At 36.9% G+C, this 14,055-nt stretch carries 15 protein-coding genes, 2 pseudogenes and 1 riboswitch; of the genes and pseudogenes, 6 read left to right on the top strand and 11 right to left on the bottom strand.

Annotated features, from left to right (window positions below; translation table 11 throughout):
• Positions 1-71: 71 nt before the first annotated feature.
• Both JN080_RS14275 and JN080_RS14270 read left to right on the top strand, forming a co-directional pair.
• Positions 72-404: a hypothetical protein gene (locus JN080_RS14275; RefSeq protein WP_256236686.1), complete on the top strand. Its 333-nt coding sequence runs from the start codon at positions 72-74 to the stop codon at positions 402-404.
• 162 nt (positions 405-566) lie between these two features.
• Positions 567-1,002, top strand: a pseudogene (locus JN080_RS14270) (SgcJ/EcaC family oxidoreductase).
• Positions 1,003-1,038: 36 nt separating this feature from the next.
• On the opposite strand, the gene JN080_RS14265 reads toward JN080_RS14270, so the two are convergent.
• The 8 genes from JN080_RS14265 to JN080_RS14230 form a co-directional block, all read right to left on the bottom strand.
• Positions 1,039-1,716 (bottom strand): SOS response-associated peptidase, encoded by a 678-nt coding sequence (locus JN080_RS14265; protein WP_256236685.1) that lies wholly within the window; start codon positions 1,714-1,716, stop codon positions 1,039-1,041.
• Positions 1,717-2,085: 369 nt separating this feature from the next.
• The gene (locus tag JN080_RS14260; protein WP_256236684.1) at positions 2,086-2,271 is read right to left on the bottom strand and encodes a hypothetical protein; all 186 of its coding nucleotides are present in this window, start codon (positions 2,269-2,271) and stop codon (positions 2,086-2,088) included.
• 323 nt (positions 2,272-2,594) lie between these two features.
• The gene (sda, locus tag JN080_RS14255) at positions 2,595-2,723 is read right to left on the bottom strand and encodes a sporulation histidine kinase inhibitor Sda (protein ID WP_309144681.1); all 129 of its coding nucleotides are present in this window, start codon (positions 2,721-2,723) and stop codon (positions 2,595-2,597) included.
• A 150-nt stretch (positions 2,724-2,873) separates the two neighbouring features.
• Positions 2,874-3,050, bottom strand: a complete 177-nt coding sequence (locus JN080_RS14250) for an aspartyl-phosphate phosphatase Spo0E family protein (RefSeq protein ID WP_256236736.1) — start codon at positions 3,048-3,050, stop codon at positions 2,874-2,876.
• A gap of 326 nt (positions 3,051-3,376) precedes the next feature.
• On the bottom strand, positions 3,377-3,610 hold the full coding sequence (locus tag JN080_RS14245) for a hypothetical protein (protein WP_256236683.1): 234 nt from the start codon (positions 3,608-3,610) through the stop codon (positions 3,377-3,379).
• A gap of 5 nt (positions 3,611-3,615) precedes the next feature.
• Positions 3,616-3,873, bottom strand: coding sequence for a hypothetical protein (locus tag JN080_RS14240; RefSeq protein ID WP_256236682.1), 258 nt, complete (start codon positions 3,871-3,873; stop codon positions 3,616-3,618).
• Positions 3,874-4,044: 171 nt separating this feature from the next.
• Positions 4,045-4,287, bottom strand: a complete 243-nt coding sequence (locus JN080_RS14235; protein ID WP_375141659.1) for a hypothetical protein — start codon at positions 4,285-4,287, stop codon at positions 4,045-4,047.
• A 34-nt stretch (positions 4,288-4,321) separates the two neighbouring features.
• Complete coding sequence (locus JN080_RS14230) at positions 4,322-4,552, bottom strand: hypothetical protein (protein WP_256236680.1); 231 nt, start codon at positions 4,550-4,552, stop codon at positions 4,322-4,324.
• A gap of 1,044 nt (positions 4,553-5,596) precedes the next feature.
• On the opposite strand from JN080_RS14230, the gene JN080_RS14225 reads away from it, so the two are divergent.
• Positions 5,597-5,797, top strand: a complete 201-nt coding sequence (locus JN080_RS14225) for a hypothetical protein (protein WP_256236679.1) — start codon at positions 5,597-5,599, stop codon at positions 5,795-5,797.
• A gap of 247 nt (positions 5,798-6,044) precedes the next feature.
• On the opposite strand, the pseudogene JN080_RS29855 reads toward JN080_RS14225, so the two are convergent.
• Together JN080_RS29855 and JN080_RS14220 are read right to left on the bottom strand one after the other, a co-directional pair.
• Positions 6,045-6,119: pseudogene (locus JN080_RS29855) on the bottom strand (CotG/ExsB N-terminal domain-containing protein); the annotation flags it as partial.
• A gap of 768 nt (positions 6,120-6,887) precedes the next feature.
• Positions 6,888-7,277 (bottom strand): thiol-disulfide oxidoreductase DCC family protein, encoded by a 390-nt coding sequence (locus tag JN080_RS14220; RefSeq protein WP_256236678.1) that lies wholly within the window; start codon positions 7,275-7,277, stop codon positions 6,888-6,890.
• Positions 7,278-7,518: 241 nt separating this feature from the next.
• Between JN080_RS14220 and JN080_RS14215 the strand changes: the two genes are divergently transcribed.
• Genes JN080_RS14215 through JN080_RS14205 form a run of 3 tightly spaced genes read left to right on the top strand, consistent with a single transcriptional unit; the run spans position 7,519 to position 13,123 of the window.
• Positions 7,519-10,272 carry an ATP-binding protein gene (locus tag JN080_RS14215; RefSeq protein ID WP_256236677.1) on the top strand — a complete coding sequence of 918 codons (2,754 nt, stop codon included), beginning with the start codon at positions 7,519-7,521 and terminating at the stop codon, positions 10,270-10,272.
• Positions 10,273-11,136 carry a CheR family methyltransferase gene (locus JN080_RS14210; protein WP_256236676.1) on the top strand — a complete coding sequence of 288 codons (864 nt, stop codon included), beginning with the start codon at positions 10,273-10,275 and terminating at the stop codon, positions 11,134-11,136.
• Positions 11,078-13,123 (top strand): response regulator, encoded by a 2,046-nt coding sequence (locus JN080_RS14205; protein ID WP_256236675.1) that lies wholly within the window; start codon positions 11,078-11,080, stop codon positions 13,121-13,123. Before JN080_RS14210 ends, JN080_RS14205 begins: the two co-directional genes overlap by 59 nt.
• A gap of 45 nt (positions 13,124-13,168) precedes the next feature.
• Here JN080_RS14205 and JN080_RS14200 read toward each other — a convergent pair whose 3' ends face one another.
• Positions 13,169-13,681: a gamma carbonic anhydrase family protein gene (locus JN080_RS14200; RefSeq protein ID WP_256236674.1), complete on the bottom strand. Its 513-nt coding sequence runs from the start codon at positions 13,679-13,681 to the stop codon at positions 13,169-13,171.
• 197 nt (positions 13,682-13,878) lie between these two features.
• Positions 13,879-13,993: riboswitch (TPP riboswitch) on the top strand.
• Positions 13,994-14,055: the final 62 nt, after the last annotated feature.

Here is a 14,055-nt window from a genome sequence, read left to right as displayed (position 1 = left end):
TAGGTAGAAACCTAGTCCTGTTTGAATATGGACACATACACTATTTTGCAGACAGGATTGGAGGTGAGCTAATGGAAAGACAATACAGTGGTTATCATGGGCATGGCGGCTTTTACCCAGGGCACGGGTATCATCATGGGCATGGCGGCTCTTACCCAGGGCACGGGTATCATCATGGGCATGGCGGCTATTATCCAGGGTATGGTTATCATCATGGGCATGGGGGCTATTATCCAGGGCATGGTTATCATCATGGGCATGGCGGCTATTATCCGGGAGATGGGTATCACCATGGCCATAGTGGCTATTATCCGGGGCATGGTTATCATCATGGACACAGTGGCTATTACCCAGGAAGCGGCTATCAACACGGACAGGGGAGTATGCCTCAGCGCCAGAATTAAAACTCACTAAAAAACAAAAAAAGAAACAAGCAGTCCCAAAAGGGGCTGCTCATTTCCTTGGTGATGTTTCACAATACTGCTAAAAAATTGATTGAGGACAAAGAGTATACTAAGATAAATTTGTAAGTTTGAATACATAAAACTTTTTAGGGGGGAATTAGGATGGAGTCTGAAATCCAAGCACTTTATCAACAACTATTGAATGCATGGAACAATCGAAACGCACGTGAGATGGCTGACCTTTTTACTGGGGATGGTGAGATGATTGGATTTGATGGGAGTCAGGTGATTAGTCCTGATGAGATTTTTTCCCACCTGGACCCTATATTTGAAAGCCACCCGACTGCTCGGTATGTAAGCAAGATAAAAAAACGTCCGTTTTCTTAGTTCAGATACAGCTATATTACGGGCAATAGCAGGGATGGTGCCTCCAGGAAGCAATAAAATTAATTCAAGTGTAAATACTCACCACACGCTCGTAACGGTGAAGGTTAAAGGAAACTGGCGAATTATGCTTTATCAAAATACCCCAGCACAATTTCATGGCAGACCAGAGTTGGTCAAACAAATGACTAAAGAATTAAGCGCATTACTCTAGTGAGTTTTGGGCTTATTTTTCATTGTTATACTATTGTTAGCAGATTTGTTGGATTAAATTAGGTGAATTATTCTTTGGTGAATTTACTAAACTTGATACTTCATAAGCCTCCATCATTTCTTCAGGAAGAGGCTCTAATAAATGATTTAATGAATTTAATTCATTTATCACTGGATTTAACCAGACTTTCTCATTTTCTGGTCTTAAAATAACAGGCATTCGATCATGGATGTCTTTCATCAGTTCATTAGGTGCTGTTGTAATCACTGTGCAGGAATAAATGGTATTCCCCTCTGGTGATTTCCAGCGTTCCCACAGACCTGCCATGGCAAATAATTTATTTGATTTTAATTTTATCCGCATTGGTGTTTTTGTTTTATTCTGATTTCGTTTCCATTCATAAAAACTATCAGCAATTACTATGCATCGTCTTTTTTTATAGGCATCACGGAAGCTTGGCTTTACTATTAATGTTTCTGCTCTAGCGTTAATTAGCTTGTAACCAATTTTTTCATCTTTAGCCCATGGAGGGATTAATCCCCATCTTAGAAACCCTAATCTGTTTTTTGTGCCGTCGTTTATAACTGATAAAACAGAATTAGAAGGAGCGATATTATAACTAGGGAGATACAGTTCCTCCTGGATAGCTGCCTGAATGTCGAACCGATCAATAATATCATTATAATTTGCAAATAACGTAAACCTGCCACACATTTTTGCCGCCTCCCTAAATGGTTAGACTTATTGTATCATGTAGATTAGCAAAAGCTTAATCCGGTTTACTATTCATCTAGTGACATTTATATAATAAGCGTTATAGTTTCCATTGAATATTAGTTGGTAAGGGTAACTACTTTTTGTTTATTCTATAACAGATCTCGTTTTTTCTAATTTACTTTCTTACATCTTATTCAAAATCATTTTTTGCATGGCAGAAAAGCTGGGCATACATTCAAGACATCCGTATAACCAATTTTAAATAAAATAATCGAACTACTTTTAGGTCAAATGTCACCAACCAAATCTTGAAGAATCGAAAGGGGAGATGGATATATCACCTTCCCTTTCGATTTGTTATAAAACTTATGATCGCTGTATCATTGAAGAAGAAAAGGTTTTAATCATCTTTTGAAGATTTCTATGGCCTTCTCTTAATTTAATAGTTTCATCGATAATTTTTTGAAAGCCTTCTAAGTCTTTATCTGTTGCATTTAATAGTGACTTAGGAATTCCTTCGGCGATTTGTTGTATGGTTAAATCCATGCTCACGACAATGACCACCTTTCTCTTATTAGTTCGTTATTGTCCTCTTATAATTTTGGGAAAGGGGCGCTATTTTCCTGCATGCCTACTGAAAAATTTATCTTCATTTTTCATCAAATTTTATGATTAATAGTAAAAATATTTTCTTCCGTTAACAAGAAACGACGGTAATCCTAATGGATCCCGTCGTTTAATGAAAAATTAATAAGAAATAATTTTATTTATATAAAAATCAATAATCTTCGTGGTTTCGTTTTTTTTTTTTGAGGTTGGTTTAATCAAAACTAAATTCAGTTTGTATTGATTATGATATAGAACCTGCTTTTTGTTTAGGCTAAATCGATAATGAAAAGATTTCTTTTTTCGATTTCATCTGTGAGAAGAGTAATAAAATCACTTGAAAGTTTTAATTGTACCGCACTTTTGTAGGCCTTTATTAGTAAATTGTCTTGTAACATTTGCAAAGATTCCAAAATAGATCCCTCTTTTTTCTTATAATATGGATTATCTAATTAAATATTTTTTTGGGGGTAAAAAGACAATAATTCACAAATAAGTCATAAAGATATGAATTTTTAACAAAAGTGATAGTAGTAATTGTACATTAGCTAATAGGTTTTAAGAGATTGGTATTTTAAAATATAATTGTCAAGCTCTTGACTTATTTCTATGTTTTTTTTGTCATTAAACCCCTTTTCAATTCCAATATGGGTTAGCTGTATTCTAAGTGACTCAATTTTTTGAAGCAGCCCTCTTTTATATTGCAACTCATCCAAACGTAGCATGGAATCCATCACACTCACTTTTATAGTAAAGTACATTCTGAATTCATAATTTATAGGAAAATAATAGCATAGTAAGTACTAAATTAAACTTGGTAACTGTGAATATTAATTGACAATTAATGACTAAATACCTATTCAAGGCTTTCGATAGATTGCTAAAATGTTGTACCACGATCTTTATATAGGTTTCGACCTTTTAGAATTTGTTTGATTTCCCGTTTGAACAGCTAGATAGCCATCTGTATAACAAAACAACACGGCAGCCTAAGCTGTCGTGTTGTTTTGTTATTTGTAATTTATTACTGGTGGCACCACTAGTTTTATGGTTATATTATACTGTTTTTTGCTGTCCAACTGTCGCTTATATCAGAGTCAATGATACAGGAAATTGGAATAATGACGGGAGAAAGGTCGCCATTTTGTTCACCGAAGCCTTGATTTCGTTTGTATGAAACAAATTGGTCAATAAATTGGTTTGGACCCATATTCATTAAGGAGGAATGGTCAAGAACATTGATCTTTATGCCTAAAAGGTTGACGACCATCGGTGCGAAAATCAATTAGATCACCTCAATGAATTTGGATTTTGTCCAGATTCGAACGAAGAAGGAGAATCTATCTGGTCGCGGTCGTCCACACAGCTCCGGTTGGCAACAAACTCACTTGAATCTCCGAAATTCTGGCCATAGCCCTGATTCTTTTTATCTGAGTTATGCCATTCAGCTAATAAATTTTGGCCTATATTGACAGCCGAAGCATTTTCAAATGAATTAATTTTGATAACGCAAATGTTTATATTTATATACGGAACTGGTACCGGCAACTTTATCTCCCCCTTATGGTTAATTTAAAGGATGCTAAAGAACATATTCGAGGGGCACTACGACGGTTAAGCTATTGCTTATCAAAATAGATTGCGTAAGTAAAATAACTGAAGGGCTATTGTAAGGGTTGAGTCAAAAAAGTCAGTTGATTTTTTGAGTGGAAAACCCACTTAAACAAGGCTGTTTTTCGCTGTATAACTATCAGATAAATCAGGGTCCACCACCCAGGAAATTGGAATATTGATTGGCGAAAGATCGCCGTTTTGTTCACCAACTCCTTGGTTCCTTTTATATGAGGTGAATTGATCAATATATTGGTTTGGTCCAAGATTTAGTATGGAAGAATTGTCGATAGCATTTACTTTAACGCCTAGAAAATTAATTGCCATCGGTGCAATAATCAAGGAAATCACACCTTTCTTCTTAATTTTGAAAGAATTATAAAGCCTATTTATTTATTTTTATGGAGGGGATGTCAATCAAATCGTTATCCAGAGTAATTTGAATAGGGACCGCTACCATTGTAAAATCAGCCATTTGCTGGCCAAAGCCTTGATTTTTTTTACCAGCGACATTTTCACCAATAATGAAATTTTGCCCGAAAGAAACGGAGCTGAGATGATCAGGACTATTGATTTTGATACCGCCAATATTTACTTTTGCAGGAATAAAGAACAAGTCCATTCTCCTTTCTAGTTGGCCAATTCAAAGGAAGCAGGCATGACAAATGTTATTTATCTTAAAGTCTATTCGATTAAGGGAAAATTCATGAACATAATTTTTGTCAAGGCTTGTACTCTTTCTTTAAATTCCACGATTTTTTTTACTTCAGCAGTTATCGAAAACTTCTATAGAAAATATTCCAATAGATAAAAGAAAGGTGAAATATGGATAAAAATAACAACCATAATAAAAGTAGAGAAATCAAATTTCTCTACTTTTAACTTTTTTATTAACTTATTGTAGGAGTTAATAAAAATTCTAATTTGAAAAGAAAAACATTCTAACTGGAGTGGTGACGTCCTTAACTAGATCGACGGCGACCAGAAGTGCGACGGCGGCCCGAAGTGCGACGGCGACCAGAAGTGCGACGGCGGCCCGAAGTGCGACGGCGGCCCGAAGTGCGACGGCGACCAGAAGTGCGACGGCGGCCAGAAGTACGACGGCGTCCTGGACCCGAGCGACGGGAACGCCCTGGCCCGGAGCGTCGACTAGAACGGCGGGAAAGAGGACCAGCAGTAGGTTCTTGAACTAAGAATTCTTCCAATCCAGCAACTTTCATTTCCTCAACTGCAGTTTCAATTTCTTTAATGCCAAACATAATATAACACCTCCTTATTACACCAAAATATGAACTTATAACGTGATTTGCCTGAGCATTTAGCTTATTTTAAAAAAAATACATGAAAAGCGGGATAAAAGCAGAAATGTTGCAATCGATAAAAATCATGAATGGGGCGGTCCATATCATATATTCTTTAAGAGTGAAAAGGAGCAGAGAAGGTATGTATTCAGAAGGTATATCCCATTGGTAGACGATATTGGCCCATTTTCTACATTTTTTCGTAAATATAGCATTCAGCCCCGATAAGCATATATAAAAAAGTAGAGAATTTATCCTTCTCTACTTATTATCTTTATTCTCTATTTAAGATAAGCGATCTCGGTTTATAAATTGATCCACCAATGAGGAAATGTCAGATCTAGAGCGGCGAGAACGCCTTGAACTGGAGCGGCGAGAACGCCCTGAACTGGAGCGGCGAGAACGCCCTGAACTGGAGCGGCGAGAACGCCCTGAACTGGAGCGGCGAGAACGCCTTGAACTGGAGCGGCGAGAACGCCCTGAACTGGAGCGGCGAGAACGCCCTGAACTGGAGCGGCGAGAACGCCCTGAACTGGAGCGGCGAGAACGCCCTGATCTGAAGCGGCGAGAACGCCCTGAACTGGAGCGGCGAGAACGCCCTGAACTGGAGCGGCGAGAACGCCCTGAACTGGAGCGGCGAGAACGCCCTGAACTGGAGCGGCGAGAACGCCCTGATCTGAAGCGGCGAGAACGCCCTGATCTGAAGCGGCGAGAACGCCCTGATCTGGAGCGGCGAGAACGTCCTGAACTGGAGCGGCGAGAACGCCCTGATCTGGAGCGGCGGGAAAGAGGACCAGCAGTTGGTTCCTGAACTAAAAATTCTTCCAATCCAGCGGCTTTTATTTCTTCCACTGCAGTTTCAATTTCTTTAATCCCGAACATACTTTACACCACCTTACAAAAATGGAATAAAAAGCTTTCACTAAATAAAATATGAATCTTTTAGAGAATTGCATAGGACACTTACTAATATTTAAAAAAATCCACTAATGCGGAAAAAAAGAGGGGGGTGTTTGAAGGATAACAATAATTTAGAGAAGTCTTGTCTAGAAATTAAGAAATCGATACCGCATACCAGAATCCTTTTTTCATTAGAAATGTTAATCAGTGACTCTAAAAAAAATAATGATTTTTTATTTTTGTCCTTTGGTGGATGAGAGCAATCTCAAATCTAATTGAAGGATAGAGGGTTCTTTGCTAGAATTTTGAATATAGTCATCTCATAGTTTAACATAAATATATTATGTAAACTTTTCTTGATGCTAACGAACAAAAGTAGAGTTAGCGTAAACCCAGGGCTGAAAAACCTTCGTTCGAAATTGATACTATAATTATACAGTAAAAAAAGTATAATCCCTTCAATAATGGGGTATTATACCTTTTTTACAGTGACTATGTTAAAGCTCTTATTAATGATTTTACCACTCTGTTGATTGGAATGGAAGGCGCGGAGACTCCTGCGGGAGTACGGTGCAGGGGAGACCCCGCAGGCGCGATAGCGCTGAGGAGGCCCCCCTGACCGCCAGCGGAAAGAGAAGCGAGTGTAGCGCAAATCAACAGGCTAGTTTCAAAGAACGCATACATTTAAGGAGACTTTTTCAGTGTTCGAGTAAACTAGCTCTGTTTTGGTTGAAAAAGATTGGTCAGTAATTAATCCAAGAACCTTTTTTTCACTGTGAGCGTAGGGACCATACAACTCTCTTTCCTGCCAAACCATTTATAGCGATTTTTGGCCACAATATCGTAAAAGCAATCTCTTATAAATGGTGGTATGATTTCAAAAATTGAACAAAGTTTCCAAATGCCTTTTAACTTTTTACAAATTTTAAGAGCAGCACTAGATTTTATATAAAAACGGTCATTTTCAATCAGAACAATACTGTCGATCTCGTGATAAATAGTACACTTTTTCAATAATTTTTGCCCTGTCTTTCCCTGTAATGATGCAAATTGAAAGTATCCATCGGGGTCTTTATTTATAATAAATTGAACACTGGAATTACAAAGATTGCATTCTCCATCAAACAAAATAATGGCCATCGCTATTTCACCTCCGTCCTTTCCGGCTAAAAAATTTCTAAGATACGATATTCTTATTTGTCAATAGTTTGTCTAATTATAACTTTTATACTATACTATTTAATAGCGCTAAAATTGTAATTTTCTAATTTATCGAAAAAAACCATCAAAAAAAGGATAGATATAGCATTTTTCTACCATTAATGAAAATTAGTATTATCGAAGAATGGTCAAATTTGAAAATTCATAGGACGGAGAAAATATGAAATTTAAAACCAAGCTTTATTTTGGATTAGGCTTTAATTTAATTTTATTTTTCATCTTTTTAGTCATCTTAATCAGGATGGTAAATCAACAAACGATCAATATGAATCAGGTTATAAGTGATTTAGATGAGAGAAAAAGGTTTACTACAACAATTCAGACTGAAATAAGTAACATGGGCAGAGAAATAAGTGAGATTTCGTCGGTCTCCACTAAGGATGTTCTTCCTAAAACGTTAAATGATTGGGAGAAATCCCGATTAACCATACATTCGTCAATAGAGACACTTGAAAAATTGGATAACAGGAAAGAAACTCAGGAATTACTGTCAAAATTTAATACACTTTTTAAAGCTTATGAGTCTATTGGGGAACAAATCATCTTTATCAAAAAAAACAACAAAAATGAGAGTTTGGACAAAAACTTATGGGACGATAGTAAGTATAATCGTGAACGGCTAAAGCAAATAACGGATTTACTTTTTACATTACAGGAACAAGAAATGAAAGATCAGCTATCGCGTTCACACGAAGACTACCAATTTGCTTTAAATTTCATCTACGGGTATGCTTTTTTTTCTTTACTATTCATGGTCGGATCTGCCCTTTGGAGTATTAAAGGTTTGACTAGAAATTTAAATCGGGTTACGACAGTCATGAGCAACGTGGCATCACATCATGATTATGGAACAAATTTTCCTCGGATTGAGGTAGCATCAAAGGATGAAATTGGGGCCATCACGATTGCTTATAATAAAATGGCTCAAGTACTAGAAAACCAGTCCAAACACGAAAAAGCATTAATGGAAAAGGCGGAAGAGCAAGGTTGGCTAAAATCCAAGATTGCTGAAATCGGTTCCATCTATAGCTCTGTTGAGGATTTTAATACACTAGCTAGCTTGTTTATTAATAGGATTACACCTATGGTTGGTGCACAGTATGGGGTACTTTACATTAAGCAAGAAACTGAAGTAAAGCAGCGGTTTGAGAATATGGGATCTTACGCATCACTTTATGATCAAACCACTATAAAAAGCTTTCGTTTAGGTGAAGGATTAATTGGTCAATGTGCTGCTGAGAAAAAGCCTATTATGCTATCGAAAATCCCGGAAGATTCGCTGAAAATTTCGATTGGAAGCGGGCTTGTATCTCCAAAAAGTATGTATATTTTACCCGCCGAATACGAGGGAGAGGTATTGGCTGTTCTTGAGTTAGCTGCTATTAAACCGTTTACAATTATCCAGCGGGAGTTATTAACTGAAGTAATGAACAATATCGGGATTACCATTCACAGTATCGGAAATCGAATGAAGGTAAAAAAACTATTGCAGGAATCCCAAACTCTAACAGAAGAACTCCAAAGCCAATCAGAGGAGCTTCAATTACAGCAAGAGGAACTAAGAGCGATTAATGAAGAATTGGAAGCTCAGTATAAGAATTCTGAGCAGAAAAAAGCCGAACTAGAAAGAATAAGCATAATGTTAGAAGAAAAAGCACAGGAATTGGCCCTTACCTCCCAGTATAAAACTGAGTTTCTTGCAAATATGTCTCACGAGCTCCGTACACCTCTTAACAGTATGCTCATTTTGGCACAAATGTTAATTGAAAAAAAGAACGACAACTTATCAGGAAAACAATTAGATTATATAAAGACAATTTACTCTTCTGGGAATGATCTACTTCATTTAATAAATGAAGTATTAGACTTAGCAAAAGTAGAAGCTGGAAAAATTGAAGTGATAGCTAGCTGGGTACAGCTTGAGAAAATAAGGTCATTTGTGAACAGGTACTTTACCCCACTAGCAGGACAAAAAGGAATAGAATTTTATTTAAATTTTGACGGTACATTACCAAATGCTATTTACACAGATGAACATCGTCTTAATCAAATTTTACGAAACTTATTATCCAATGCCTATAAATTCACGGAAAATGGAAGCATAACGCTTACCGTGCAATCAGTTGCAAGGAGCGAATTAGGTGATCTCATTTCGAGAGAACATGTGGATTCGATGGTCTGTTTTACAGTTACAGATACTGGAATTGGTATTCCTAAGGAAAAGCAGCAACAGATTTTTGATGCATTTGTCCAGGCAGATGGAACAACCAGCAGAAAATATGGCGGGACTGGATTAGGATTATCGATCAGCAGGGATTTAGCTCAATTACTTGGTGGTTTTATCGAAGTAATAAGTGAGGAAGGAGTTGGAAGCTCTTTCAAGCTCTTTCTACCGGTAAACCAGCAATCTGAAATAGACGGAACTGTTCCGGTACTGTTAGAGGCAGCAGCTGCCGTTGAGGAAAAGGGCAGCTTGACATCTAAATGGCGCATTGCGACGTCAGATCTGAATCAAACTGTTAAAACTGAGATTCCTTTAATAAATGGGAAAAGGATTCTTATCATTGATGATGATATGCGCAATATCTTTGCCTTGTCTGCTGCACTAGAGGAGTATGAAATAGATGTCCTATTTGCAGAAAATGGCAGAGAAGGTATTGAAATATTACAGAAAAATCCTGAAATTGACCTAATCATGATGGATATTATGATGCCGGTAATGGATGGGTTTGAGGCAATGATGAAAATTCGCAGTATCCCTGACTTTAAAGACTTACCAATCATTGCTTTAACAGCAAAGGCAATGAAGCACAACCGTGAACAATGCATTGAGGCTGGAGCCTCGGATTATATTAGCAAGCCAATTGATTTAGATCAGTTGTATTCACTAATTCAGGTTTGGCTATATAGATAGGTGGGAAAAGCGATTATTGAATATATAGCACAAATAAAAGATAATGAAAAAATAGTAGAGGAAATTGAAATTGAATTATTGCTAGAAGCGATTTATCGCTATTATGGATATGATTTTCGGAATTATGCAGCCCCGTTCCTGCAGAGGAGAATCAAGCATCGGTTAGGCGCAGAAAGCTTAACTAGCATTTCCTCATTAATAGAAAAGGTTCTACATGAACCAGAAGTTATGAAGCGATTGTTCTCTGATTTTTCGATTCATGTAACGGAAATGTTTCGTGATCCATCCTTTTTTATGGTCCTACGAAAGAAAGTAATTCCAATGATAAAGGCATATCCTTCAATCCGTATTTGGAATGTAGGTTGTGCTACGGGGGAAGAAGTCTATTCAATGGCCATTTTGCTGCATGAAGAAGGAATCTATGAAAAATCCAAAATTTATGCAACAGATATTAATCCAAACAGTTTGGAAAAAGCCAAGCAAGGTATTTTTCCATTAGAAAAAATGCAGCTTTATACGAAAAATTACATAAATTCCGGTGGACAAAAGGCTTTTTCAGAGTATTACTCGGTAAAAAATGAACAGGTAAAGTTTCATCCCTTTTTAAAAGAAAATATTGTTTTTTTTCAACATAATTTAGCAACAGATCAATCCTTTAATGAATTTCACATCATTATTTGCCGAAATGTCATGATTTATTTTAATAAACTATTACAAAATCATGTCCATCAATTACTATATAACAGCTTATTCCAATCAGGTTATTTGGGGTTGGGCAAAAGAGAGGAGGTACGGTTTACAGACTATGCAAAATATTACGAAGTGTTTCACTCCGAAGAAAAAGTTTACCGAAAAACCAACTGAATCTGATGTCATAAACATATTAATGGTTGATGATCTTCAAGAAAATTTAACAGCCCTAGAAGCTGTCCTTTCGTCTTCTCATTATCATCTAGTAAGTGCGAGGTCAGGTGAAGAGGCGTTAAGGTATATTTTAAAACAAGATTTTGCCGTCATCCTGCTAGATGTACAAATGCCAGGCTTAAATGGCTTTGAAACTGCAAAACTCATTAAAGCAAGAAAAAAATCTAAGAATATCCCAATCATCTTTATTACCGCGATCAGTCAAGATATGGAGCATGTCATCCACGGGTATTCAGTAGGTGCGATTGATTATATTTTTAAACCGTTTCATCCTGAAACATTGAAAAGAAAGGTAGAGCAGTTTGTCAACATCCATCAAGGGCATACCGAATTGATAAAACAAACCGAATGGAAACAAACGCTTGAACTAAATGAAGTTCATCAGCAATTGAACCAAACAACTGTAAACTTACATGAAAAAGAGATTTTAGCCAATGTAATTGGGAGAACCTTGCAAGACACCATTGTCACTTTTGACGAAGAAGGCTTCATTTTATCGATCAATCCAATCGTTAAGGAAATGTTTGGCTTTCATGAAAATGAATTGCTTGGGAAGCATTTAACCACTATTCTTCCTGCAGTAAATCTTACTGGAGAGCTATTTGTGGGTTTATCCATAGATTCAATTTCAAAAGTTAGTAAACTAGTTGAAGCCGTTGCCTTGCGCAAAGATAAAATCCGTTTCCCCGCAGAAATTCAAATTGGCGATGCAGTGATTGACGATCACCGCATATTCGTTTGCACGATTCGCGATATATCAGAAAGAAAAGAGATTGAGTTAGTAAAAAATCAGCAATATAATCTATTGAAAAAAGAGGTTGAAGACAGAACTTTAGATCTTTTATTGGCCAATCAAAAACTCCAGCAGGAAATAGAGGAGCGGAAAAAGGTTGCCGATGATCTCTATGTTTCAAACGAACAATTCCGGAAAATTTTTGAGGCCAGCCCATCCTTAATGGTGATTCGATCGATAAAAGACGGGAGATTTATCGATGTGAATAAAACGTGGTTGAATTACACTGGGTATGAATATGATAAAGTAAAAGACCAGATTTTTGATTGGACCATTAATAAAAATTTTGATGGGAAAGAAGTCGCTTTTCCAAATCCCGAATGGAAAGAACCAGTGAGCAATATAAAGGTAACTTACCAAGCCAAAAATGGGGAAATGCGATCGGGTTTATTATCGACAGAAATTATCGAAATTCAAAATAAAGCATGCGTTTTAATTGTTTTAAATGACATTACCGAAACAGTTCGGCTTGAGAAAGAAATGTCACGCTTGGATCGGTTAAATTTAATCGGCGAAATGGCTGCTGGAATTGCTCATGAAATTCGAAACCCAATGACAACTGTTCATGGTTTTTTACAAATGGCAAAAATCAATAACCAACCATTAACAGATAAGTACATTGATCTAATGCTGGACGAACTAGACAGAGCAAATAACATTATTAAAGAATTTTTAACCTTGGCAAAAAATAAAGCTAGCGATAAACGAAAAAAGTGTCTAAATCAAATTATAGAATCAATTTTGCCATTGGTTAATGCTGAAGCTATTTTGGCTGGGAAGAGAGTTCAGCACCAGTTAAGCAAGTGCCCATTGATAGATATTGATGAGAAGGAAATCCGCCAACTCTTCTTAAATCTGGCTCTAAATGGGCTTGAAGCTATGGATCCTGGAGGTACTCTTACAGTTAAAACATATAGCAATGAAAAAGAAGTTGTTTTAGAGATACATGATAGTGGCAAAGGAATTAACAAAGAAATTCTTGATAAAATAGGAACCCCGTTTTTTACTACAAAAGAGAATGGTACCGGGTTAGGTTTAGCGGTTTGCTATAGTATTGCTGACCGGCACAATGCTGCTATTAAGGTCCAAACCAGTAAAAAGGGTACATGCTTTGCGATCTGTTTTAGACGCTAATACTTATATGTGGATAGAAAAAAACTTGGCTGTGAGCCAAGTTTTTTATTTAAGTATTTCTTTAAATTCTTGTCCTTTTTGCACATAAACATCGATGGATATTTGAATTAAATGCAGGTCCTTGTCAGTTAATTCCCGGACCACTTTCCCGGGAGAACCCATTACAAGGGAGCGTGGGGGAATTTTTTTTCCAGATGTAAGCAATGTATTGGCCCCTATAATACATTCCTCGCCAATTTCGACGTTATCTAAAATTGTTGAACCCATCCCGATGATTGACCGACTACCGACCCGACATCCATGTAGAATGACATTATGGCCTACTGTAACCCCATCGCCAATGACAACTGGACTGCCTTCGTATAAATGTATGGTTGTGTTATCTTGGATACTGCATTGATCACCGATTGTAATCGGTCCTTCATCGCCACGTAAAACAGCATTAAACCATATCGTCGATTCTTTACCAATTTTCACGTTGCCAATTATGTAAGCACCAGGGGCAACAAAAACGCTTTTATGGATGGTGGGTGATACCTTGTTGTATGGAATTAACATCGTGTATTCTCCTCTTATTATCAGAATATTGCATAATAAGTCTAGTATAACATGTTGTAATCAGAAATGGAAAGGTGAAGCAATTTTTTCAGTTCTGTACCATAAGACAAATATTTACTAATATATGGAATTTAATTGAGCTTTTGGAACTATTTACTCTTTGCACACTAAGGGTAATAATTAGATTGTTAATTGAATAGTTTGACTAGGGGTGTCCAAGATGTTGGGCTGAGAGAGAAACGCGCTTAAGTTTCTTAACCCTCGGGACCTGATCTGGTTCATACCAGCGTGGGGAAGTTAGAGTCTAATGATTTTTAATGACGTTGAGTCATTACTGAATTGTTGCTAACATGCCAGGTCTTCATTGGAAGACC

This window comes from Bacillus sp. EB600, from assembly GCF_024494385.1.
In the GTDB taxonomy this organism is placed as follows: Bacteria; Bacillota; Bacilli; order Bacillales; family Cytobacillaceae; genus JAEVLT01.
The sequence above is the reverse complement of the archived record's forward strand: the minus strand, read 5'-3'. Positions and strand labels throughout refer to the sequence as shown.

Excerpts from the sequence above, each read along its gene's own strand:
- sda (WP_309144681.1), bottom strand. The coding sequence starts at position 2,723 with ATGTTACAAGACAATTTACTAATAAAGGCCTACAAAAGTGCGGTACAA.
- JN080_RS14265 (WP_256236685.1), bottom strand. The coding sequence starts at position 1,716 with ATGTGTGGCAGGTTTACGTTATTTGCAAATTATAATGATATTATTGAT.
- JN080_RS14205 (WP_256236675.1), top strand. The coding sequence starts at position 11,078 with ATGCAAAATATTACGAAGTGTTTCACTCCGAAGAAAAAGTTTACCGAA.
- JN080_RS14215 (WP_256236677.1), top strand. The coding sequence starts at position 7,519 with ATGAAATTTAAAACCAAGCTTTATTTTGGATTAGGCTTTAATTTAATT.
- JN080_RS14220 (WP_256236678.1), bottom strand. The coding sequence starts at position 7,277 with ATGGCCATTATTTTGTTTGATGGAGAATGCAATCTTTGTAATTCCAGT.
- JN080_RS14250 (WP_256236736.1), bottom strand. The coding sequence starts at position 3,050 with ATGCTACGTTTGGATGAGTTGCAATATAAAAGAGGGCTGCTTCAAAAA.
- JN080_RS14275 (WP_256236686.1), top strand. The coding sequence starts at position 72 with ATGGAAAGACAATACAGTGGTTATCATGGGCATGGCGGCTTTTACCCA.
- JN080_RS14200 (WP_256236674.1), bottom strand. The coding sequence starts at position 13,681 with ATGTTAATTCCATACAACAAGGTATCACCCACCATCCATAAAAGCGTT.